The following is a 21,585-nucleotide window of genomic DNA, read 5'->3' on the forward strand; positions in this document are numbered from 1 at the left end:
GGCTCAGGTCTTTGGCCTGCGCGGGCGCTGGCAAGGCCATGTCCGGGGTCGGTCATTCAAATCGCCGACAATCCGGGCCATGAACTGGCTCAATGAAGTGAAATGGGATGCGCAGGGCCTGGTGCCCGTGATCGCGCAGGAGCAGGGCACGGGCGACGTGCTGATGTTTGCCTGGATGAACCGCGAGGCGCTGGAAAAGACCGCCGAACTCGGCCGCGCCGTGTACTTCAGCCGCTCGCGCGGCAAGCTGTGGTTCAAGGGCGAGGAATCGGGCCACGTGCAGACCGTGCACGAGATCCGGCTGGACTGCGACAACGACGTGGTGCTGCTCAAGGTGACCCAGCTGGGCCACGCGCCTGGCATCGCCTGCCACACTGGCCGCCACAGCTGCTTCTTCAGCGTGCTCAAGGGCGGCGCATGGACGCCCGTCGATCCGGTCTTGAAAGATCCCGAATCCATCTACAAGTAAGACCATGAGTTCCAACGATTCCCTCGCGCGCCTGGCCGCCGTCATCGAGAGCCGCAAGCCCGCCAACGGGGGCGACCCCGAAAAGAGCTATGTCTCGCGCCTGCTGCACAAGGGGCCCGATGCCTTCCTCAAGAAGATCGGGGAGGAAGCCACCGAGGTGGTGATGGCCGCCAAGGACGTGGACCATGGTGCCGATGCCAGCAAGCTGGTCTACGAGGTGGCCGACCTGTGGTTCCATTCCATGGTTGCGCTGGCCCACTATGGCTTGACGCCGGCCGATGTGCTCACCGAGCTCGAACGCCGCGAAGGCACCAGCGGCATCGAGGAGAAAGCCCTGCGCAAGGCGGTTGCGCGTGCCGGAGAGGAGAAAGGGTTCCCATGAACGACATCATCGACGTGCAAACCAGCGACCAGAAGGCCGAAAGCCTCAAAAACATCGGCTGGATCAGCTATGCGCTGCATCTGGTCGTGGCGCTGGGTGCGGTGCTGCCCGGCGCGCAGGCCAGTGCGCTGCTGCTGGTCATCGCGCTGGTGATCGACCTGGTCAAGCGCGGCGACGCACAGGGCACCTGGCAGGAAAACCATTTCTCCTGGCGCATCCGCTCCGTTATCTGGGCAGGGGTGCTGTATGCGTTGACCTCGTGGCTGTGGCTGGTCTTCATCCTGCCCGGCTGGATCGCCTGGGGCATCATTTCGCTGTGGTTCTTGTACCGCATCGTGCGCGGCATGCTGGCCATGAGCAAGAACCAGGTGGTGGATGCCTGAGCCCCATGCGCTGCGGCGCCTGAACCTGGCCCTGCAGGGTGGGGGCTCGCACGGCGCTCTGACCTGGGGCGTGCTCGATGCCTTGCTCGAAGACGGGCAGTGGCAGTTCGATGGCATCAGCGGCACCAGCGCGGGGGCCATGAACGCCGTGGCCCTGGCCCATGGCTTTGCCCAGGCCGCACAGGCCCACAAGGACCCGGTGGAGGCGCGTGCCGCGGGCTGCGCCCTGGCGCGCGAGTCGCTCGCCCGGCTGTGGGAGGGTGTGGGCTCGCTGGGCAGCCTGACCTGGGGCACGCCCTTGTCGGCAGCCAACCCGCTGATGGGCATGATGGCCCAGTGGTTCTCGCCCTACCAGACCAACCCGCTTGGATTCAACCCGCTGCGCCAGCTGCTTGAGCGCGAGGTCGATTTCGGCCTGCTGTGCTCCGGGCGTGCCAGCATCGAAAGCGTGGTTCCCCAGGTGTTCGTGTGCGCGACCAATGTGCGCACCGGGCGCGGCGAGATCTTCTCGGGCCCGCGCCTGAGTGCCGACGCCGTGATGGCCTCGGCCTGCCTGCCCATGGTGTTCAAGGCCGTGGAGATCGATGGCGAGCACTACTGGGACGGTGGCTATTCGGGCAACCCGGCGCTGCACCCGCTGATCTACCAGACCGAGGCATCGGACATCCTGCTGGTGCAGATCAACCCGATCGAGCACCGCGAGGTGCCAGGCACCGCGCAAGAGATCATGGAGCGCATGAACGAAGTCACCTTCAATGCCAGCCTGCTGGCCGAACTGCGCGCCATCGAATTCGTGCGCCGGCTGCTGGCCGAGGGCAAGCTCGATGCGCGCCGCTACAAGAACGTGCTGATGCACCGCATCGACGGGGGCGCGGTGCTGGCCCCTTTCGGCGCCGACAGCAAGGTGCGCGCCGATACGGCCTTCGTGCGCCAGCTGTTCACGCTGGGGCGCGATGCGGGCAAGGCCTGGATGAAGGCACACCGCCGGGATGTGGGCGTGCGACCCAGCATCAAGATCGCCGACAATGCGTGAATCTGCCTTCGTGCAGCCAGATTTCCGCTCTCCTTTTTCCACCATGCACGATCCGAACTGCCTTTTCTGCAAAATCACCGCGGGCCAGATTCCTTCGAAGAAGGTCTACGAGGACGAGGAGGTCTTTGCCTTCCACGACATCCATCCATCGGCGCCGGTGCACTTCCTCATGGTGCCCAAGCTGCACGTTCCGTCCATGGCCCAGGTGTCGGCCGAGCACGCCGGTGTGCTGGGGCGCATGATGGTCCTGGCGCCTAAGCTGGCCCAGGAGCAGGGTTGCAATCCCTACCCCGAGGGCGGTTTCCGCATCGTGGTAAACACGGGGGTTGAAGGCGGGCAGGAAATCCACCATCTGCACATCCACGTGATGGGCGGCCCCCGCCCGTGGCTCAAAGGCTGACGCGAACTGACGGTCTTCCACGATAGACCCCTGTACCAAAGCAGGGTGTGTGAACTCCGGTCACGGCCGGGGTCTAAAATGATTGCAATACGTTAGGAGATTTTCCATGGGCTCTTTTTCCATCTGGCACTGGCTGATCGTGCTGCTGATCGTCGTCATGGTCTTCGGCACCAAGAAGCTCAAGAACATGGGCTCGGACCTCGGGGGCGCCGTCAAGGGCTTCAAGGACGGCATGAAGGACGGTTCCACGGCCGAGAGCGGTGCCGTCAATCCGCCTGCTGGCCAGGTGACTGCCAGCCAGGCGGCTGACAAGACCACCATCGACGTCGAAGCCAAGCAAAAGAGCTGACCGCTGAGCGGACACCTGCTTCATGATTGATATTGGCCTGTCCAAGATGGCGCTGATCGGCGCCGTGGCGCTGATCGTCATCGGCCCCGAGAAGCTGCCGCGCGTGGCGCGCACGGTGGGCACCTTGCTGGGCAAGGCGCAACGCTACGTGTCCGACGTCAAGGCCGAGGTCAACCGGTCCATGGAGCTCGACGAGCTGCGCAAGATGAAGGACACGGTGGAAGGCGCCGCACGCGACGTGCAGCAGTCCATCCAGACCGGCGCCAGCGAATTCGAGAAGGACTGGGCTGCGGCGACGGACATGAGCGCCGCCGAGCCTTTCGAAACCTCGGTGGTGGTACCTGCCTACAAGCACCCGGGCAAGAACTGGCGCCTCAAGCGCGGCGCCACCCCCCAGTGGTACAAGTCGCGCAGCGGTGTGCGCACCAAGGCACAGTCCGGCGCCGCGCGCGTCGCCCGTTACCGGCCCCAGAAATTCCATTGACGATGCAGCGCTGCCTCTGGTGCGCGCTGCATGGGCGGCCCTCACGCCCCTGAAAATCCAACATGTCCGAAACTCCCTCCAAAGAAGACGAGCTGGCCGGCACCGAGCAGCCGTTCGTGCAGCACCTGATGGAGCTGCGCGACCGGCTGGTCAAGGCCATCATCGCCATCGCCATCGCGGCGGCGATCCTGTTCTTCTTTCCCGGCCCTGGCGCGCTCTACGACTTCCTGGCGGCGCCCCTGGTGGCCCATCTGCCCAAGGGCGCCACGCTGATCGCCACCTCGGTGATCTCGCCCTTCATGGTGCCGCTCAAGATTTTGCTGATGTCGGCCTTCCTGCTGGCGCTGCCTTTCGTGCTGTGGCAGGTCTGGGCCTTCGTGGCGCCGGGCCTGTATTCGCACGAGAAGAAGCTGGTGCTGCCGCTGGTGGTCTCCAGCACGCTGCTGTTCTTCGTGGGCGTGGCGTTCTGCTACTACTTCGTGTTCGGCCAGGTGTTCGCCTTCATCCAGAGCTTTGCGCCCAAGAGCATCACGGCCGCGCCTGACATCGAGGCCTACCTGAGCTTCGTGCTGTCGATGTTCCTGGCCTTCGGCCTGGCGTTCGAGGTGCCAATCGCCGTGGTGGTGCTGGCGCGCATGAACATCGTCAGCGTCGAGAAGCTCAAGAGCTTCCGCGGCTACTTCATCGTGGCCTCGTTCGTTGTGGCGGCCATCGTGACGCCCCCGGACGTGGTCTCCCAGCTCGCGCTGGCCGTGCCCATGTGCATCCTCTACGAAGTGGGCATCTGGGCCGCACAGATCTTCATCAAGCACACCAAGGCGCCGCAAGAGGCCGATGAAGCCGCATCGTCGTCGTCCTGACCGGAATCAGACCTGCAGCCCCCGAGGGGCATGAAGAAAGCAACTGCCGCGAGAGCGCCAGTTGCTTTTTTTATGGGTGTTGCAGGCGGCCCCATCCGGCATTGCAATGGCCGCTCCAGCCGTGGAAGCCGGCACGGCCCATGCCAGTACTCCCGCGCAAGGGCCGCCCCGCCGCGAAGGCGGCATATCCAGCGCCTGCGCTGGGGGCGCCCTCCTTTCAGGGGGAAGGCGCGAAGCGCCTCAGGGGTTACCTTCTCACATTGCGTTGCGGCCGGGGGCGCAGGCCCGGGGTGATGCTCAATTCCACCAGCGTATCGGCGCGCCGAACGTTGAACGGAGCGGCCGTGCCGGGCTTGAGGGCCGCCACGGCGGTGAGCAGCTCGGAGACATTGCCCACGTTCTTGCCGTCCACCTTCACGATCACATCACCCGGGCGCATGCCGGCCTGGGCCGCAGGGCCATCCTGCAGCACGCCGGTGATGATCACGCCCTCGGAGGCTTTCACGCCGAAGGTCTCGGCCAGCTCGGGCGAGAGCTCGTTGGGCTCCACGCCGATCCAGCCGCGCGTGACCTGGCCGTCCTTGACGATGCCGTCGAGCACCAGGCGCGCCGTGGACACCGGGATGGCGAAGCCGATGCCCATGCTGCCGCCCGAGCGCGAGTAGATGGCGGTGTTGATGCCCAGCAGGTTGCCATTGACGTCCACCAGCGCCCCGCCGGAGTTGCCGGGGTTGATGGCCGCGTCGGTCTGGATGAAGTTCTCGAAGGTGTTGATGCCCAGCTGGGTGCGCCCCAGCGCGCTGACGATGCCGCTGGTCACCGTCTGGCCCACGCCGAAGGGGTTGCCGATGGCCAGCACCTGGTCGCCCACGTCCAGGGTATCCGAGTTGCCCAGCACGATCACGGGCAGCTTGTCGAGTTCGATCTTGAGGATGGCCAGGTCGGTGTCGGGGTCGGTGCCGATCACGCGCGCGCGGGCGCGCCGGCTGTCGGTGAGCGTGACCTCGATTTCGTCCGCGCCTTCCACCACGTGGTTGTTGGTGAGGATGTAGCCATCGGGGCTGATGATCACGCCGCTGCCCAGGCCCGCCTGCTGTTGCTGGCCGCTCTGGTCACCGAAGAAGAACTGGAACCACGGGTCATTGCTGCGCGGGTGGCGCACGGCCTTGCTGGTATTGATGCTCACCACGGCGGGTGCTGCCTTGCGCGCCGCCGCGCTGAAGCTGCCGGCCGCGGGCTGGCCTGCGGCGGCCGTGCTGGCAGGTGCTTCAATGAGGGCGATGCCCGCACCGGAGCGCACGTTGCCACGCCCCAGCCAGCCGGGCTGCAGGGTGGCCACGACGAAATACGCCGCGACGAGCACCGTCACGGTTTGGGAAAACAGCAGCCAGATGCGCTTCATGGAGTGGGGGCCAGGGGGTCTACAGGGACCGCCATTGTGCGCCATTGCCTGCCGTGTGGCGCCGCGCAGGCTGGGTGGGCGCCTGAGAACGTGTTTACGATCTTTTCGGGGCCGCGCAAGTACCTTGCCGGGATGGGATGCAAGGCGCGGCAAGGCACTTGCCCGAAGGGTTGGGGCGAAATCGGGCCGATGAATTCGGAATGTTGGCGCCCCGGCTGCTTGCATGGGCACGAGCGCACGCAGAGCATCCGGAGCATCCACTCATCCCGATTGCGCAGCAACGCGGCCTCGAAAAGATCGTAAACACGTTCTGAGTGGCGGGTGGGGACATAGCGGGTTGCGATGGCACGGTCTAAGGGAAAACCCTAAAATGGCGCCACGACTGCTCCCGCTGCCTGTGTTCTCCTGTGGCCTGCTACCCGCGCGGCCACCCACGACAATCTCCCCCATCCGGAAACTGCCGACGAACGATGGCCTGCGGCATGCCACCGCTGCCGCCGCACCCCGCAGTCCTGTGCACGCATTTTCTGGAGCTTTTCCCATGACCTCGATCACCGCGGCGGACGGCACGTCCGCGTCCGCCGGCCTTTCCCATCGCCCCCTGAACCTCAGCGACTACAAGACCCTGGGCCTGTCCGCACTGGGCGGGACGCTGGAGTTCTACGACTTCGTCGTTTTTGTCTTCTTTGCCAACGTCATCGGCTCGCTGTTCTTTCCGGCCGACATGCCCGAATGGATGCGCCAGCTGCAGACCCTGGGCATCTTCGCCGCCGGCTACCTGGCGCGGCCGCTGGGCGGCATCGTGATCGCCCACTACGGCGACAAGCTGGGCCGCAAGAAGATGTTCACGCTGTCCATCTTTCTGATGTCCGTGCCCACCCTGGTCATCGGCATCCTGCCGACCTACGCCACCATCGGCATTGCGGCGCCGCTGCTGCTCTTGTCCATGCGCGTTCTGCAGGGTGCCGCGATCGGCGGCGAGATGCCTGGCGCCTGGGTGTTCGTGGCCGAGCATGCGCCGGCCAGGAACTACGGCTTCGCCATCGGCACCCTCACATCAGGCATCACCGGAGGCATTTTCCTGGGCTCCATCATGGGCGTGTGGCTCAACACCACCTACAGCCAGGCCGAGGTGCACGACTGGGCCTGGCGCATCCCCTTCATCCTGGGCGGCGTGTTCGGCCTGGCGTCGGTATACCTGCGCAAGTTCCTCGAAGAGACCCCCATCTTCCGCGAGATGCAGGCCCGCAAGGCCGCGGACCGGGAACTGCCACTCAAGACCATCCTGCGCGACCACCGCGAAGCCTGCGTGCTCGTGGCCCTGATGACCTGGGTGCTGTCCACGGCCGTGGTGGTGGTGGTGTTGTTCACGCCCGCCTACCTGCAGAAGGTGTTCCATATCGTGCCCGCCGCCGCGATGAAGGCGAATGCCCTGGCGACGGTGACGTTGACCATCGGCTGCGTGTTCTGGGGCTGGCTGTCCGATAAGGCCGGCACGCGCACGGCCATGGTGCTGGGCTGGGGCGGCTTGACCGCCACGGCCTACCTGTTCTACCTGGGCCTGCCCGGCACCGAAGCCTCGCTGGTCTGGTCCTATGCGCTGGTGGGCTTTTTCGTCGGCAGCATCTCGCTGCTGCCCGTGGTGGGCGTGCGTGCCTTCCCGGCGCCCGTGCGCTTCACCGGCCTGTCCTTTGCCTACAACATGGCCTATGCCGTGTTCGGCGGCCTCACGCCCGTGCTGATTTCCACCTGGCAGCAAGTGGACCCGCTGGCGCCGGCCCACTATGTGGCCGCCATGGGCGTGCTGGGTGCGGCCATCGGACTGCTGTGGCCTCTGGCCATCAAGGGCTGGCAACCGTCCAAAGCCTGAGGGTCTTGGCACAATCGGGGCATGAGTAGCATTCAGCGACAAGAACTCCTGGCCCTCTTCGACGGGCTGCTGCAGCCCGCGCGCTTCAAGGACTATGGCCCCAACGGCCTGCAGGTCGAGGGCAAGGAAAGCATCACCCGCATCGTGAGCGGTGTCACGGCCAGCCGCGCGCTGATCGAGGCCGCCATCGATGCGCGCGCGGACGCCATCTTCGTGCACCACGGCTTGTTCTGGCGTGGGCAGGACAGCCGCGTGGTCGGCTGGATGAAGCGGCGCCTTCAGCTGCTGCTGGCGCACGACATCAACCTGTTTGCCTATCACCTGCCGCTCGATGCCCATCCCGAGCTGGGCAACAACGCGCAATTGGGCCGCGTGCTGGGCCTGGCGGCCGATGCGCGCTTTGGCGAGCAGGACCTGGGCTGTGTGGCGGGTGCGCAGTTCGCCGATGGCCAGGCCCTGGCAGACCATGTGGCCGCAGCGCTGGGGCGCTCCGTGACGCTGGCGCAGCCCGAGGCGGCCACGCGCAGGCCGATCCGCCGCGTGGCCTGGTGCACGGGTGGGGCCCAGGGCTATTTCGAGCCGGCCATTGCCGCCGGTGCCGATGCCTTCATCACCGGGGAGATCTCCGAACCCCAGGCGCACCTGGCGCGAGAGACGGGCGTGTGTTTCATCGCCGCAGGCCACCATGCGACCGAGCGCTATGGTGCTCCTGCCGTGGCCGCACACGTGGCCCAGCAGGCGGGTGTGGAGCATCTCTTCATCGAGGTGGACAACCCCGCATGAGCGCTGCCATCGCCATCACCCAGGGCGACCCGGCCGGCATCGGCCCGGAGATCGTCGCCAAGGCCTTCCGCGACGCGCCCGGCGAGCTGCACGGCGGTTTTGTGGTGGGCGACCTGGCCACGCTGCGCCGGGCCGCGCAGTGCATCGAACGCCCTGGGCTGCCGTCCGTGCCCGTGGCGCAGATCGCATCGCCTGCCGAGGCCCTGCAGCTGCCGCCGCGCTGCATTCCCGTGTTGCCTCTGCCTGGCTTGCCAGGGCCGCAGCCCTGGGGGCAGATCGGTGCCGAAGCGGGCCGGGCTGCCGCCGACTGTGTGGTATGGGCCGCCCGCGCCGCGCTGTGTGGTGAGGTGGCAGCACTGGTCACGGCCCCCCTGCACAAGGAGGCGCTGTCGGCTGCTGGTGTGGACTTTCCGGGCCATACCGAACTGCTGCAGGCCGAGGCCGCGCGGCACCAGGGGGTGCCCCTGGCGGCCATGCCGGTACGCATGATGCTGGCCAACGATGAACTGCGCACGGTGCTGGTGAGCATCCACGTGTCGCTGCGTGATGCCATCGAGGCGGTGACGCTTGGCAACGTGGCACAGACGCTGGCGATCACCCACGCTGCATTGCTGCGCACACTGGGCCGCGCGCCGCGCATCGGCGTGGCGGGGCTCAACCCGCATGCGGGGGAGGGCGGGCTCTTCGGCAGTGAAGAGATGCAGGTCATCGCACCGGCCATCGCCGCCGCGCGGGCGCAAGGCATGGACGTGCATGGCCCGTTCGCGCCCGATACGGTCTTCATGCGTGCGCGCCATGCACCAGGGCACCCGGGCGAGTTCGACGTGGTGGTGGCCATGTACCACGACCAGGGCCTGATCCCCGTGAAGTACCTGGGCGTCGACAAGGGCGTGAACGTGACCCTGGGCCTGCCCCTGGTGCGCACCAGCCCCGACCATGGCACGGCCTTTGACATCGCCGGCCAGGGAATCGCCGACGCCGGCAGCCTGGTGGAGGCAGTGCGCATGGCGCGCCAGCTGGCGCGCTAGCCATGCGCGCGGGTGCTCAGGGTGCCCGGTTCTTGAGGCTGTCGCGGATTTCGCGCAGCAGGGCGATGTCTTCGGGCGGCGCGGCCGGCGCTGCTGGCGCGGGCGGGGTTTCGCGCTTGAGGCGGTTGATCTGCTTGATCATCATGAAGATGATGAAGGCCAGGATGAAGAAGTTCACCGCCACGGTGATGAAGTTGCCGTAGGCAAACACCGGCACGCCGGCTTTCTTCAGGGCGTCGAGTGTCATCGCGGTGCCGGCCGGCACATTGCCCAGCACGATGAACAGGTTGGAGAAATCAAGCTTGCCGAACACCAGCCCGACCACGGGCAGGATCAGGTCGGAAACCACCGAATCCACGATCTTGCCGAAGGCGCCGCCGATGATGACGCCCACTGCCAGGTCGATCACGTTGCCCTTGACGGCAAATTCCCGGAACTCTTGTGCAATGCCCATGGATAAACCCTCTTGATAATAGACAAGAAGGCGAGTATTGCCCAGGTCTGCCCCCTGTCAAGGCGGACTGCCCGCGTGGAATGACCCTTTTCACTCCGCTACAATTCGCGGTTGACCCCAATAGCGATGTACATCAAGGACCCCCATGAGTGACACCCCAATCGACTCCAGCAAAAGGACGTGGCTGATTGCGTCTGGCTGCGCTGGTGCGGTGGGCGGCGTGGCGACCGCCGTTCCTTTCGTGAGTACTTTCCAGCCCTCCGAGCGGGCCAAGGCGGCAGGTGCCGCCGTCGAGGTGGATATTTCCGCGCTCAAGCCCGGAGAGAAAGTCACCGTGGAATGGCGTGGCAAGCCCGTCTGGATCGTCAAGCGCACGCCCGAGCAGCTTGCCGAGCTGCCCAAGCTTGATGGCCAGCTGGCCGATCCGAAGTCCGAGCGCAAGCCCTCGGAACTCACGCCCGAGTACGCCCGCAACGAAGCCCGCTCCATCAAGCCCGAGATCCTCGTGGCGGTGGGCATCTGCTCGCACCTGGGGTGCTCGCCATCGGACAAGTTCCAGACCGGCGCGCAGGCGTCGCTGCCCGATGACTGGAAGGGCGGTTTTCTGTGCCCCTGCCATGGTTCCACGTTCGACATGGCCGGCCGGGTCTTCAAGAACAAGCCGGCGCCGGACAACCTGGAGGTGCCTCCCCACATGTACCTGTCGGACACCCGCCTGCTGATCGGCGAAGACAAGAAGGCTTGAGGGAGACACAAAAATGGCCCACGAATTCAAGGAAATCTCCCCCAACGCCTCGATAGCGGCGAAGACCACCAACTGGTTCGAGAACCGGTTCCCGACGGCCTTCGATGCCTACCGCGTGCACATGTCGGAGTACTACGCTCCGAAGAACTTCAACTTCTGGTATATCTTCGGCTCGCTGTCGCTGCTGGTGCTGGTGATCCAGATCGTCACCGGCATCTTCCTGGTGATGCATTACAAGCCCGATGCGGCCAAGGCCTTCGAGTCGGTCGAGTACATCATGCGCGATGTGCCCTGGGGCTGGCTGATCCGCTACATGCACTCCACGGGGGCCTCGGCCTTCTTCGTGGTGGTCTACCTGCACATGTTCCGCGGGCTTATCTATGGCAGCTACCGCAAGCCGCGCGAGCTGGTCTGGGTGTTCGGCTGCGCGATCTTCCTGTGCCTGATGGCCGAAGCCTTCATGGGCTACCTGCTGCCCTGGGGCCAGATGTCCTACTGGGGCGCCCAGGTGATCGTGAACCTGTTCGCCGCGATTCCCTTCGTCGGCCCGGACCTGGCACTGCTGATCCGGGGTGACTACGTGGTCGGTGATGCCACGCTGAACCGCTTCTTCAGCTTCCACGTGATCGCCGTGCCGCTGGTGCTGCTGGGCCTGGTCGTGGCCCACTTGCTGGCGCTGCACGATGTGGGGTCCAACAACCCAGACGGCGTGGAGATCAAGGGCCCCAAGGCCCCCAAGGATGCCAATGGCAAGCCCCTGGACGGCGTGCCTTTCCATCCCTACTACACGGTGCACGACATCTTCGGTGTCTGCGTCTTCTTGATGGCCTTCACGGCGGTGATCTTCTTCGCCCCCGAGTTCGGCGGCTATTTCCTCGAGTACAACAACTTCATTCCGGCCGACCCGCTGAAGACGCCTGCGCACATCGCGCCGGTCTGGTACTTCACGCCGTTCTACTCGATGCTGCGCGCCATCACCAGCGAAATGATGTATGCGCTGATCCTGTGCGTGGTCGGTGGTGCCGTGCTGGCTTCGGTCAAACTCCGGATCCCGAGCTTCATCAAGGCCGGTGCCGTGGTCGCTGCCCTGGTGGTGGCTGCGCTGATGCTGGCCATCGACGCCAAGTTCTGGGGCGTGGTGGTGATGGGCGGTGCCGTGATCATTCTGTTCTTCCTGCCCTGGCTGGACTACAGCCCGGTCAAGTCGATCCGCTACCGTCCCGACTGGCACAAGTACCTGTACGGCATCTTCGTGATCAACTTCCTGATTCTGGGTTACCTGGGTGTGCAGCCACCGTCGCCGATCGGCGAGCGCGTCTCGCAGGTGGGTACGCTGTTCTACTTCGGCTTCTTCATCCTGATGCCCTGGTGGAGCCGCCTGGGTACACCCAAGCCGGTGCCTGACCGTGTGACCTTTGCCGCGCACTGAGCGGGAGACAAGAACAATGAAGAAACTCATCCTCACGCTGATCGCAGCCCTGGGCATTGTTTCGGGTGCAGCGCAGGCCGCCGAAGGCGGCATCGCCTGGGACAAGGCGCCCAACAAGACCAATGACCTGGCATCGCTGCAAAACGGCGCCAAGATCTTCGTCAACTACTGCCTGAGCTGCCATTCGGCGGCGTTCATGCGCTACAACCGTCTGAAGGACATCGGCCTGACCGAGCAGGAGATCAAGGACAACCTGCTGTTCACGACCGACAAGGTCGGCGAGACCATGAAGGCGTCCATCGATCCCAAACAAGCCAAGGAATGGTTCGGCGCCAACCCGCCCGACCTGACCGTGATCGCGCGTTCGCGTGCCGGCCATGGCGGCACAGGGGCGGACTACCTTTACACCTTCCTGCGCACCTTCTACCGCGACGACACCAAGGCCACGGGCTGGAACAACCTGGCATTCCCGAGCGTGGGCATGCCGCATGCGCTGTGGCAGATGCAGGGCGATCGCCGTCCCGTGTTCGAGGAGCACGAAAGCCATGGCCACAAGACGCAAGTGTTCAAGGGTTGGCAGCAAGTGACTCCGGGTACCATGTCGCCCCTGCAGTTCGACCAGAATGTCGGCGATCTCGTGAACTACCTGCAATGGATGGCCGAGCCCGCGCAGAACACCCGCATCCGTGTCGGTGTCTGGGTGCTGATCTTCCTGGGCGTCTTCACGGTCATTGCCTGGAGACTGAACGCTTCCTTCTGGAAAGACGTCAAATAAACAGCCGGATCCATCTGCCCCATCTTTCTTTTTGGAAGATGGGGTCGGGTCTTTACAGAGTGGGCGCTTTTGGCTCCCACTCTTTTGATTTTTAGGAGCCTCACACCATGATGGTGCTTTACTCGGGAACGACCTGTCCCTTCTCCCACCGCTGCCGCTTCGTTCTGTTCGAAAAGGGCATGGATTTCGAAATCCGCGATGTGGACCTGTACAACAAGCCCGAAGACATCAGCGTGATGAACCCTTACGGCCAGGTGCCCATCCTGGTCGAGCGCGACCTGATCCTGTACGAGTCGAACATCATCAACGAGTACATCGACGAGCGCTTCCCGCACCCGCAACTGATGCCTGGCGACCCGGTGGACCGTGCCCGCGTGCGCCTGTTCCTGCTCAATTTCGAGAAGGAACTGTTCGTGCACGTGAACATCTTGGAGTCGCGCGCGACCAAGGGCAATGAAAAGGCGCTGGAAAAGGCGCGTGCCCACATCCGTGACCGCCTGACGCAGCTGGCCCCCGTGTTCCTCAAGAACAAGTACATGCTGGGCGACAACTTCTCCATGCTGGATGTGGCCATTGCCCCGCTGCTGTGGCGCCTGGACTACTATGGCATCGACCTGAGCAAGAATGCGGCCCCGCTGCTCAAGTATGCCGAGCGCATCTTCTCGCGCCCGGCCTACATCGAAGCGCTGACGCCTTCCGAAAAGGTCATGCGCAAGTAACGCGCGTGCGCCATCGTCCGTCCCTGAACGCCTGCCCCTAGCCCATGAATGCCACGGAATCCACGTCCACACGCCCCTACCTGATCCGCGCCCTGTACGAATGGTGCACGGACAACGGGCTCACGCCCTACGTGGCGGTGCGGGTGGACGATTCCGTGCAGGTGCCGCGCGAATACGTGAACGATGGCGAGATCGTCTTGAACATCAGCTATGACGCCACCAGCGCATTGCAACTGGGCAACGACTTCATCGAGTTCAAGGCCCGTTTCGGTGGCAAGCCGCGCGAGATCCTGGTGCCTGTGGGCCGGGTGATCGCCATCTATGCGCGCGAAAACGGGCAGGGCATGGCGTTTCCGCCACCGGTGGACAACCTCGTGGGCGGCGCCCAGCCGCAGGGCCTTTCGGTACCGGTGTCTGCGCCCGCCGAACTGTCCCAGGTGCCGCCGGTGGTTGCGGCGCCATCGGCATCTCCAGCGGATGACCGTGTGGTCCACCTGGTGCCGGGCGAGTCCCCCGCTGGCGATGGCAGCGATGGCAACCCGCCGCGGCCTTCGCCCTCGGGCGGTGGCAGCCGCCCGGCGCTCAAGCGGGTGAAATGAGGCCAGACACCCCTCGCTTCGTTTTTCGGGCTGTTTTTGCAGGATAAAATCCAGCCTTCGCCGGTTTAGCTCAGTTGGTAGAGCACCCGCCTTGTAAGCGGTAGGTCGTCAGTTCGATTCCGACAACCGGCACCATCTTTCTTCCTTTCCCTCCCCCCTTATTTTTCCGCCGCAAGGGCGGCATTCATCCGCATGTCGTGTGGGAAATGGATGCTGCAGCGGCACGCCTTGGGGTGACTGCTATATCCATTTGGCAGCTTTTTGACAAGCAACTGATTGGCGTTGGGCCTGTTTTTCAGGTTTGAACTTTCAGCCGAATGGAGTTAACCTCCCACCCCCGGCTGCGCAAGTGCGCCTGCAGAGCAGGCAGCAGTTGCCGGATCTTGGCCGCGGCGGCATTGCTCTTGACCAGCAGGCACCAGGTGCTCCCATCGATGGGGCCGGCCTGGACGGACTGGCGCAGGCCGGCAGGTAACAACAATTCAATGGCCTTGAGCCGATCGCTGGAGTCGCGAGTCATTGCGGTGAGCATGTGCAGCGTGGGGGATTCCTCGCTGGCTTGCTGAAGGGTGACGGCGTGGTGGCGGCGGGTCATGGGGATGCGCCGGTGGGCGTGGAGATGTCGTAGTGCACCTGATTATCACGGACGCCCGTTTGGCGCGCAGCCGCGCCATTCACTTGTCAGGAGTCCGCCTTGTGCTGGCGGGCCTGGTTCTTTCGCTTGGACTCATGGTGACGGCCGCCGGCATGTACCACTGGGTCTTCCTCAAAGGTGCACGTGAGGGCTGGCCGGTTTTCGGCACCCTCGTGCGCCTGGTGGTGAAGGACGAATTCGCCGAGCGCGACCGCTTCATGCGCGCCAACCTCGATGCCATGGCCAAGCGCGTGGGGGAGATGCAGGCGCGCATGGTGCAGCTCGAATCCCTGGGCGAGCGCGTGCTGGGGCTGGCGGGCATGCCACCCACCGAACTGCGCAGCGATGGGCGCGGTGGTGCGTTGGTGAGCGCCCACAACCTGAGCATGGAAGAGTTGCAGGCCACGCTCGATGACCTGGAGCGCCTGACCAACCAGCGTGTGGACCTGATGACGGTGATGGAGTCGCGCCTGTTCGACCAGCACATCCGCAAGAAGATGGTTCCCACGCACGCGCCCGTGGCGGGCAAGCTGCCTGGCTCCTCCTTCGGCTGGCGCATCGATCCGATCACGGGGCAGTCGGCTTTGCATACCGGGCTTGACTTCCAGGCCGACACGGGCACGCCCATCCTGGCGGCGGCAGGTGGCGTGGTCATCACGCAGGAGTACCACTCCGCCTACGGCAACATGATCGAGGTGGACCATGGCAACCAGTTGGTGACGCGCTACGCGCATGCTTCGCGTACCCTGGTGAAGCAAGGGGACATCGTCAAGCGCGGGCAGAAGATCGCCGAGGTGGGTACCACCGGGCGTTCCACGGGCCCGCATCTGCATTTCGAAGTGCTGGTGCAGGGGGTTTTCCAGGACCCGCAGAAGTTTCTCAGCGCCGGCAGCGCGGTGGCTGGCGGGCCGGTTGCCACCGCGCAAAGGCCGGGCCTGGTGGCTGCTTCCGGCAACCCTGCGGCAGGCAGGTAAAATCGCGGGTCCGGCGTTCGCCGCCCACGGCAGTGCAGTTCTTGCAATACCGGGCGGCGGACCCACCTGATCTCAATTCATCTTAGGGGTTTCGGTCGCTTCGCGCGCTGCTGGCAGCGGGTGGGGCGGTCCTGTTCGCATGGCCACCAACTTCCTTACCAAACTATTCGGCAGCCGCAATGACCGGCTTCTCAAGCAATACCGCAAGACGGTTGCCCGCATCAATGCGATGGAGCCCGACTACGAGAAGCTGACGGACGAGGCGCTTCGCGCCAAGACGCAGGAGTTCAAGGACCGGGTGGCCAAGGGCGAGTCGCTGGACGACATCCTGCCCGAGGCGTTTGCAGTGGTGCGCGAGGGCTCCAAGCGCATCATGAAGATGCGCCACTTCGATGTGCAGCTGCTGGGCGGCATGGCGCTGCACTTCGGCAAGATCGCTGAAATGCGCACGGGGGAGGGCAAGACCCTGACCGCCACGCTGCCGGTGTACCTCAACGCCCTTTCGGGCAAGGGCGTGCATGTGGTGACCGTGAACGACTACCTGGCCAACCGCGATGCGCAGTGGATGGGGCGGCTGTACAACTTCCTGGGCCTTTCGGTAGGCATCAACCTGCCCAACATGCCGCGCGAGGAGAAGCAGGCTGCCTACCGTGCGGATATCACCTACGGTACGAACAACGAGTATGGCTTCGACTACCTGCGTGACAACATGGTCTACGAAGCCGCAGACCGTGTGCAGCAGGGCCTGAACTTCGCCATCGTCGACGAGGTGGACTCGATCCTGATCGACGAAGCGCGCACGCCCCTGATCATCAGCGGCCAGGCCGAAGACCACACGGCGATGTACATCGCCATGAACAAGGTGGTGCCCACGCTCGTGCGCCAGGAAGGGGAAGCCGACCCGCGCACTGGCGAGGGTGTGACCAAGCCCGGCGACTTCACACTGGACGAGAAGACCCACCAGGTGTTCCTGACCGAGCAGGGCCACGAGACCGCAGAGCGCATTCTGGCCAGCCATGGCCTGATCGCCGAAGGCGCTTCGGTCTACGACCCGGCCAACATCACGCTCATGCACCACCTGTATGCGGCGCTGCGTGCCAACCACCTGTACCACCGCGACCAGCATTACGTGGTGCAGAACGGCGAGATCGTGATCGTCGATGAATTCACCGGCCGCCTGATGTCGGGCCGCCGCTGGAGTGATGGCCTGCACCAGGCCGTCGAAGCCAAGGAAGGCGTGAATATCCAGGCCGAGAACCAGACGCTGGCCTCGATCACCTTCCAGAACTACTTCCGCCTGTACAGCAAGCTGGCCGGCATGACTGGCACGGCCGACACCGAAGCCTACGAATTCCAGGAAATCTACGGCCTGGAAACCACGGTGATCCCGCCCAACCGTCCCAGCCGCCGCGACGACCAGCTCGACCGTGTCTACAAGACCACGCGCGAGAAGTACGAAGCCGCGATCAAGGACATCCGCGAATGCCATGAGCGTGGCCAGCCCGTGCTGGTGGGTACCACGTCGATCGAGAACTCCGAAATCATCGACCAGCTGCTCAACAAGGAAGGCCTGCCGCACCAGGTGCTCAACGCCAAGCAGCATGCCCGCGAGGCCGACATTGTCGCCCAGGCCGGCCGTGCCGGCATGATCACCATCGCCACCAACATGGCAGGGCGTGGTACCGACATTGTGCTGGGCGGCAACATCGAGAAGCTGATCGCTGCCGTCGAGGCGGACGGGTCGCTGGACGAGGCCGGTCGCGAAGCCCGGATCGCCCAGCTGCGTGCCGACTGGGCCGTGGACCATGAAAAGGTCAAGGCCCTGGGTGGCCTGCGCATCATCGCCACCGAGCGCCATGAATCGCGCCGCATCGACAACCAGTTGCGCGGCCGTTCGGGCCGCCAGGGCGATCCCGGCTCCTCGCGTTTCTATCTGAGTCTGGATGATTCGCTGATGCGCATCTTCGCGGGCGACCGCGTCAAGGCCATCATGGACCGCCTGAAAATGCCCGATGGCGAGGCCATCGAGGCCGGCATCGTGACCCGCAGCATCGAATCGGCGCAGCGCAAGGTGGAAGCCCGCAACTTCGACATCCGTAAGCAATTGCTGGAATACGACGATGTGGCCAACGACCAGCGCAAGGTGATCTACCAGCAGCGCAACGAAATCCTGGATTCGGCCGACCTGTCGGACATGATCGCTGCCATGCGCGATGACTGCATGACCGACCTGGTGCGCCAGTATGTGCCTGCCGAGTCGGTCGAGGAGCAGTGGGACATCCCCACACTGCAGAAGGTGCTGGCCGACGAGTGGCAAGTGCAGATCGACCTCAAGGCCATCGTCGAGGGATCGAGCGCCATTACCGACGAAGAGATCCTGGAGAAGGTGGTGCAGGCCGCCAAGGATGCCTTCGATGCCAAGGTGGAGCAGGTAGGCCTTGCCAACTTCACGCAGTTTGAGCGTGTGGTGCTGCTGCAGAATTTCGACTCCAACTGGCGCGACCACCTGAGCTCGCTCGACTACCTGCGCCAGGGCATCCACCTGCGCGGCTACGCCCAGAAGCAGCCCAAGCAGGAATACAAGCGCGAAGCCTTCGAGCTGTTCCGCCAGCTGATCGACCAGGTCAAGAACGAAGTCACCAAGGTGCTGATGACCGTGCAGGTGCAGTCGCAGGCCCAGCTGGACCAGGCGGCGCAGGACATGGAGAGCCGCGCCGAAAGCATCGCCAACGTGACCTACACGGCACCGACCGAGACCGGCGAGGTGGAAACCACGCTGGAGCAGCGCCAGGCCGCCGGTGCCCAGGAGTTGCCATTGCCCGAAGGCGTGCGGGTGGCACGCAATGACCCCTGCCCTTGCGGCAGTGGCAAGAAGTACAAGCAGTGCCACGGCAAGCTGGCCTGATTTTCTGACAGGTACAACACGGGCTTCGGCCCGTGTTTTCATTGGTGCGCCACGGTTTTCCGCATAATCGGACGCAAGTTTTCCTTCCGAAAGAGCTTCTCCCATGCCCGTTCATCTTCTTCCCCCCGTTGCCGCCGATCTGCATCCGATTGCCGGTGTCCGTATCGGTGTTGCCGAAGCCGGTGTCCGCAAGGCCAATCGCAAGGACCTCACCGTCTTCCTGCTGGACGAGGGCGCCAGCGTGGCGGGCGTGTTCACGCAGAACCGTTTTTGTGCCGCGCCGGTGCAGGTCGGCCGCGAGCACCTGGCTGGCGGGCAAGGCATCCGCGCGATGGTGATCAACACGGGCAATGCCAATGCCGGTACTGGAGCGGACGGCCTGGCACGCGCCCGCTCGACCTGCGTGGCATTGGCCAGGCAGTTGAACGTGGCGCCCGAGCAGGTGCTGCCTTTCTCCACCGGCGTGATCATGGAGCCGCTGCCGGTGGACCGCATCGAGGCTGGCCTGCCGGCGGCCATTGCCGATGCGCAGCCGGGCCACTGGGCGCGTGCCGCCGAGGGCATCATGACCACCGACACGCTGCCAAAGGCCTTCTCGGCCCAGGTGCAGATCGCGGGCACGACCGTGTCCATCACCGGCATCAGCAAGGGTGCCGGCATGATCCGCCCCAACATGGCTACCATGCTGGGCTTCATGGCCACCGATGCGGCAGTGCATCCCTCGGTCATGCAGCAGTTGGCGCGCGAGTTGGCCGATGGCTCGTTCAACCGCGTGACCATTGACGGTGACACCTCGACCAACGACTCCTTCGTGGTCGTGGCCACGAACAAGGCGGCGCATGCGCCCATCACCGACTTGGCCAGCGCCGAAGGCAAGGCCTTGCAGGCTGCGATGCTGCAGGTCGCGCAAAAGCTGGCCCAGGCCATCGTGCGCGATGGCGAAGGTGCCACCAAGTTCATCACGGTGCGCGTCGAAGGTGGCAAGACCGGCGACGAGTGCCGCAAGGTGGCCTACGCCATCGCCCATTCGCCCCTGGTCAAGACGGCCTTCTTCGCCAGCGATCCGAACCTGGGCCGCATTCTGGCGGCCGTTGGCTACGCTGGCATCGACGACCTGGACCAGACGGGCATCGACCTGTACCTGGACGACGTGCACGTGGCCGTGAAGGGTGGGCGCAACCCGACCTACCGCGAGGAAGATGGCCAGCGCGTGATGAAGCAAAGCGAGATCACCGTGCGCGTGCTGCTGGGCCGGGGCGATGCGGCTGACACCGTGTGGACCTGCGACTTCAGCCACGAGTACGTGACCATCAACGCGGACTACCGCTCCTGAGATCGCGAGTCCCCGGCCCATGAACCACGCACTGGAACACCTGATCGCGCGCGCGGAGCAACTGATCACGCGCATCGAAGCGGCCTTGCCGCAGCCCCTCTCGGCACCCGACTGGACGGCCTCGATCGCCTGGCGCTACCGCAAGCGCAGCAGCGGCCACGGCATGCTGGAGCCTGTGCGCCACGTGGCGGCGATGGCGCTCACCGAGCTCAAGGAGATCGACGGGCAAAAGGACAAGATCGAACGCAACACGCGCCAGTTCGTGGACGGCAAGCCTGCCAACAACGTGCTGCTCACTGGCGCGCGCGGTACGGGCAAGTCCTCGCTGATCAAGGCCTGCCTGAATGCCTTCGCCCCCCAGGGCTTGCGCCTGATCGAGGTGGACAAGGCCGATCTGACCGACCTGCCCGATATCGTGGACGTGGTCTCGGGCCGGCCCGAGAAGTTCATCGTCTTTTGCGACGACCTGAGCTTCGAGGAGGGCGAGCCCGGCTACAAGGCGCTCAAGTCCATCCTCGATGGGTCGGTCGCCGCCGCCACGCCCAACGTGCTGATCTACGCGACCAGCAACCGCCGCCACCTGCTACCCGAGTACATGGCTGAGAACCTGACCTACACGCACAGCGAGGATGGCGAGGTGCACCCGGGTGAGGTGGTCGAGGAAAAGATCTCGCTGTCGGAGCGCTTTGGCCTGTGGGTGAGCTTCTACCCGTTCAGTCAGGACGAGTACCTGACCATCGTGGCGCAGTGGCTCTCGTCGCTGGGTGTCGCGGCGGATGACATTGCGGCCGCCCGTCCCCAGGCCCTGATCTGGGCACTGGAGCGTGGTTCCCGCAGCGGTCGGGTGGCCTACCAGTTCGCGCGCGACTATGCGGGGCGCAACGGTGGCTGAGCCCGTGGCAGGCGAGGCGGCGGTGCGCAAGCACACCGAAGTGGCCGTGGGCATCCTGGTGCGCCCGGATGGCGCCTTGCTGCTGTCCACCCGCCCGCCAGGCAAGCCTTATGCGGGCTATTGGGAGTTTCCGGGCGGCAAGCTGGAAGAGGGCGAGACCGTGGAGCAGGCACTGCGGCGCGAGCTCGTCGAGGAACTCGGCGTGACCATCGGCCCTGCCGAGGTCTGGAAGGTCACCGAGCATGACTATCCCCACGCGCTGGTGCGCCTGCATTGGTGCAAGGTGCATTCATGGACGGGTGAGTTCGAGATGCGCGAGGGCCAGGAAATGGCTTGGCAGCAGCTGCCGCTGGTCGTCCAACCGGTGTTGCCGGGTGCCTACCCGGTGCTGGAATGGCTGTCCAAGGAGCGGGGTCTGGTCTTCGTTCCGCCAGAACCAGCCAGCGCCTGAATGACTCGATCAGTGCTGTAGCTTGGGATCGCCGTACTGGGCATCGGCAGGGGGCGCCTCGGCCGGCATGCGGAAGTCTTCGCTGGCCCAGGCGCCCAGGTCCACCTGCTTGCAGCGCTCGCTGCAGAAGGGGCGGTAGGCGTTGGCAGGACTGTAGATGCTGTCACCTCCGCATGTGGGGCAGACGACGATGCGGGCCGTGGTATCGCTCGATTTGGGTGGTTGGGCCATG

The 21,585-nt window shown here is 64.8% G+C and carries 25 protein-coding genes and 1 tRNA gene; 22 read left to right on the forward strand and 4 right to left on the reverse strand.

Annotated features, from left to right (window positions below; genetic code table 11):
* The first annotated feature begins 70 nt into the window (after positions 1 to 70).
* The 8 genes from hisI to tatC all read left to right on the forward strand — a co-directional run bounded on the left by hisI (position 71) and on the right by tatC (position 4,360).
* Positions 71 to 469, forward strand: a complete 399-nt coding sequence (gene hisI, locus AC07X5_RS21155) for a phosphoribosyl-AMP cyclohydrolase (RefSeq protein ID WP_409960674.1) — start codon at positions 71 to 73, stop codon at positions 467 to 469.
* Positions 470 to 473: 4 nt separating this feature from the next.
* Positions 474 to 851, forward strand: coding sequence for a phosphoribosyl-ATP diphosphatase (locus tag AC07X5_RS21160; protein ID WP_409960641.1), 378 nt, complete (start codon positions 474 to 476; stop codon positions 849 to 851).
* Positions 848 to 1,234 (forward strand): DUF4870 family protein, encoded by a 387-nt coding sequence (locus AC07X5_RS21165; protein ID WP_409960640.1) that lies wholly within the window; start codon positions 848 to 850, stop codon positions 1,232 to 1,234. Before AC07X5_RS21160 ends, AC07X5_RS21165 begins: the two co-directional genes overlap by 4 nt.
* Positions 1,227 to 2,267 (forward strand): patatin-like phospholipase family protein, encoded by a 1,041-nt coding sequence (locus AC07X5_RS21170; RefSeq protein ID WP_494771722.1) that lies wholly within the window; start codon positions 1,227 to 1,229, stop codon positions 2,265 to 2,267. Before AC07X5_RS21165 ends, AC07X5_RS21170 begins: the two co-directional genes overlap by 8 nt.
* A 43-nt stretch (positions 2,268 to 2,310) precedes the next feature.
* On the forward strand, positions 2,311 to 2,667 hold the full coding sequence (locus AC07X5_RS21175; protein ID WP_409960638.1) for a histidine triad nucleotide-binding protein: 357 nt from the start codon (positions 2,311 to 2,313) through the stop codon (positions 2,665 to 2,667).
* Positions 2,668 to 2,773: 106 nt separating this feature from the next.
* Entirely contained in the window at positions 2,774 to 3,016 is a 243-nt protein-coding gene (gene tatA, locus AC07X5_RS21180; RefSeq protein ID WP_409960637.1) for a Sec-independent protein translocase subunit TatA, read from the forward strand.
* A 22-nt stretch (positions 3,017 to 3,038) separates the two neighbouring features.
* Positions 3,039 to 3,500 carry a Sec-independent protein translocase protein TatB gene (gene tatB, locus AC07X5_RS21185; protein WP_409960636.1) on the forward strand — a complete coding sequence of 154 codons (462 nt, stop codon included), beginning with the start codon at positions 3,039 to 3,041 and terminating at the stop codon, positions 3,498 to 3,500.
* A gap of 62 nt (positions 3,501 to 3,562) precedes the next feature.
* On the forward strand, positions 3,563 to 4,360 hold the full coding sequence (gene tatC, locus AC07X5_RS21190) for a twin-arginine translocase subunit TatC (protein ID WP_409960635.1): 798 nt from the start codon (positions 3,563 to 3,565) through the stop codon (positions 4,358 to 4,360).
* 247 nt (positions 4,361 to 4,607) lie between these two features.
* On the opposite strand, the gene AC07X5_RS21195 is transcribed toward tatC, so the two are convergent.
* Positions 4,608 to 5,762: a S1C family serine protease gene (locus AC07X5_RS21195; RefSeq protein ID WP_494771723.1), complete on the reverse strand. Its 1,155-nt coding sequence runs from the start codon at positions 5,760 to 5,762 to the stop codon at positions 4,608 to 4,610.
* A gap of 541 nt (positions 5,763 to 6,303) precedes the next feature.
* Here AC07X5_RS21195 and AC07X5_RS21200 point away from each other — a divergent pair.
* From AC07X5_RS21200 to pdxA, 3 genes are read left to right on the forward strand one after another with little or no spacing between them, the layout of a single operon-like run.
* Positions 6,304 to 7,632, forward strand: coding sequence for an MFS transporter (locus AC07X5_RS21200; protein WP_494771724.1), 1,329 nt, complete (start codon positions 6,304 to 6,306; stop codon positions 7,630 to 7,632).
* Between the two features lie 21 nt (positions 7,633 to 7,653).
* Positions 7,654 to 8,415, forward strand: coding sequence for a Nif3-like dinuclear metal center hexameric protein (locus AC07X5_RS21205; RefSeq protein ID WP_494771725.1), 762 nt, complete (start codon positions 7,654 to 7,656; stop codon positions 8,413 to 8,415).
* A complete protein-coding gene (gene pdxA, locus AC07X5_RS21210) occupies positions 8,412 to 9,443 on the forward strand; it encodes a 4-hydroxythreonine-4-phosphate dehydrogenase PdxA (protein ID WP_409960631.1) in 1,032 nt (343 codons plus the stop codon). Before AC07X5_RS21205 ends, pdxA begins: the two co-directional genes overlap by 4 nt.
* 16 nt (positions 9,444 to 9,459) lie before the next feature.
* Here the strand turns inward: pdxA and mscL are convergent, their stop codons facing one another.
* The gene (mscL, locus tag AC07X5_RS21215; protein WP_494771726.1) at positions 9,460 to 9,897 is read right to left on the reverse strand and encodes a large conductance mechanosensitive channel protein MscL; all 438 of its coding nucleotides are present in this window, start codon (positions 9,895 to 9,897) and stop codon (positions 9,460 to 9,462) included.
* A 145-nt stretch (positions 9,898 to 10,042) separates the two neighbouring features.
* Here mscL and petA point away from each other — a divergent pair, with 145 nt between their 5' ends.
* The 6 genes from petA (at position 10,043) to AC07X5_RS21245 (ending at position 14,299) form a co-directional block, all read left to right on the forward strand.
* Positions 10,043 to 10,642, forward strand: a complete 600-nt coding sequence (petA, locus tag AC07X5_RS21220) for a ubiquinol-cytochrome c reductase iron-sulfur subunit (RefSeq protein WP_494771727.1) — start codon at positions 10,043 to 10,045, stop codon at positions 10,640 to 10,642.
* A 13-nt stretch (positions 10,643 to 10,655) separates the two neighbouring features.
* A complete protein-coding gene (locus tag AC07X5_RS21225) occupies positions 10,656 to 12,071 on the forward strand; it encodes a cytochrome b (RefSeq protein ID WP_494771728.1) in 1,416 nt (471 codons plus the stop codon).
* 16 nt (positions 12,072 to 12,087) lie between these two features.
* Positions 12,088 to 12,846 carry a cytochrome c1 gene (locus AC07X5_RS21230; RefSeq protein WP_409957968.1) on the forward strand — a complete coding sequence of 253 codons (759 nt, stop codon included), beginning with the start codon at positions 12,088 to 12,090 and terminating at the stop codon, positions 12,844 to 12,846.
* A 107-nt stretch (positions 12,847 to 12,953) separates the two neighbouring features.
* Positions 12,954 to 13,565 (forward strand): glutathione S-transferase N-terminal domain-containing protein, encoded by a 612-nt coding sequence (locus AC07X5_RS21235; RefSeq protein WP_007854512.1) that lies wholly within the window; start codon positions 12,954 to 12,956, stop codon positions 13,563 to 13,565.
* Between the two features lie 44 nt (positions 13,566 to 13,609).
* The gene (locus tag AC07X5_RS21240) at positions 13,610 to 14,164 is read left to right on the forward strand and encodes a ClpXP protease specificity-enhancing factor (protein WP_494771729.1); all 555 of its coding nucleotides are present in this window, start codon (positions 13,610 to 13,612) and stop codon (positions 14,162 to 14,164) included.
* Positions 14,165 to 14,223: 59 nt separating this feature from the next.
* Positions 14,224 to 14,299, forward strand: a tRNA-Thr gene (locus AC07X5_RS21245).
* 160 nt (positions 14,300 to 14,459) lie between these two features.
* Here the strand turns inward: AC07X5_RS21245 and AC07X5_RS21250 are convergent.
* Complete coding sequence (locus AC07X5_RS21250; RefSeq protein WP_494771730.1) at positions 14,460 to 14,759, reverse strand: hypothetical protein; 300 nt, start codon at positions 14,757 to 14,759, stop codon at positions 14,460 to 14,462.
* A 32-nt stretch (positions 14,760 to 14,791) separates the two neighbouring features.
* Here AC07X5_RS21250 and AC07X5_RS21255 point away from each other — a divergent pair, with 32 nt between their 5' ends.
* The 5 genes from AC07X5_RS21255 to AC07X5_RS21275 all read left to right on the forward strand — a co-directional run bounded on the left by AC07X5_RS21255 (position 14,792) and on the right by AC07X5_RS21275 (position 21,353).
* On the forward strand, positions 14,792 to 15,772 hold the full coding sequence (locus AC07X5_RS21255) for a M23 family metallopeptidase (protein ID WP_494771731.1): 981 nt from the start codon (positions 14,792 to 14,794) through the stop codon (positions 15,770 to 15,772).
* A gap of 139 nt (positions 15,773 to 15,911) precedes the next feature.
* A complete protein-coding gene (gene secA / locus AC07X5_RS21260) occupies positions 15,912 to 18,677 on the forward strand; it encodes a preprotein translocase subunit SecA (RefSeq protein WP_494771732.1) in 2,766 nt (921 codons plus the stop codon).
* 103 nt (positions 18,678 to 18,780) lie between these two features.
* Positions 18,781 to 20,010, forward strand: coding sequence for a bifunctional glutamate N-acetyltransferase/amino-acid acetyltransferase ArgJ (argJ, locus tag AC07X5_RS21265; RefSeq protein WP_409957958.1), 1,230 nt, complete (start codon positions 18,781 to 18,783; stop codon positions 20,008 to 20,010).
* A 19-nt stretch (positions 20,011 to 20,029) separates the two neighbouring features.
* Positions 20,030 to 20,902: an ATP-binding protein gene (locus AC07X5_RS21270; protein WP_409957956.1), complete on the forward strand. Its 873-nt coding sequence runs from the start codon at positions 20,030 to 20,032 to the stop codon at positions 20,900 to 20,902.
* Positions 20,880 to 21,353, forward strand: a complete 474-nt coding sequence (locus AC07X5_RS21275; RefSeq protein ID WP_409957954.1) for an NUDIX domain-containing protein — start codon at positions 20,880 to 20,882, stop codon at positions 21,351 to 21,353. Before AC07X5_RS21270 ends, AC07X5_RS21275 begins: the two co-directional genes overlap by 23 nt.
* 9 nt (positions 21,354 to 21,362) lie before the next feature.
* On the opposite strand, the gene AC07X5_RS21280 is transcribed toward AC07X5_RS21275, so the two are convergent.
* On the reverse strand, positions 21,363 to 21,584 hold the full coding sequence (locus AC07X5_RS21280) for a DNA gyrase inhibitor YacG (RefSeq protein ID WP_409957952.1): 222 nt from the start codon (positions 21,582 to 21,584) through the stop codon (positions 21,363 to 21,365).
* Position 21,585: the final 1 nt, after the last annotated feature.

The sequence above is a fragment of the Acidovorax sp. GW458-11-26-14-TSB4 genome, assembly GCF_059423865.1.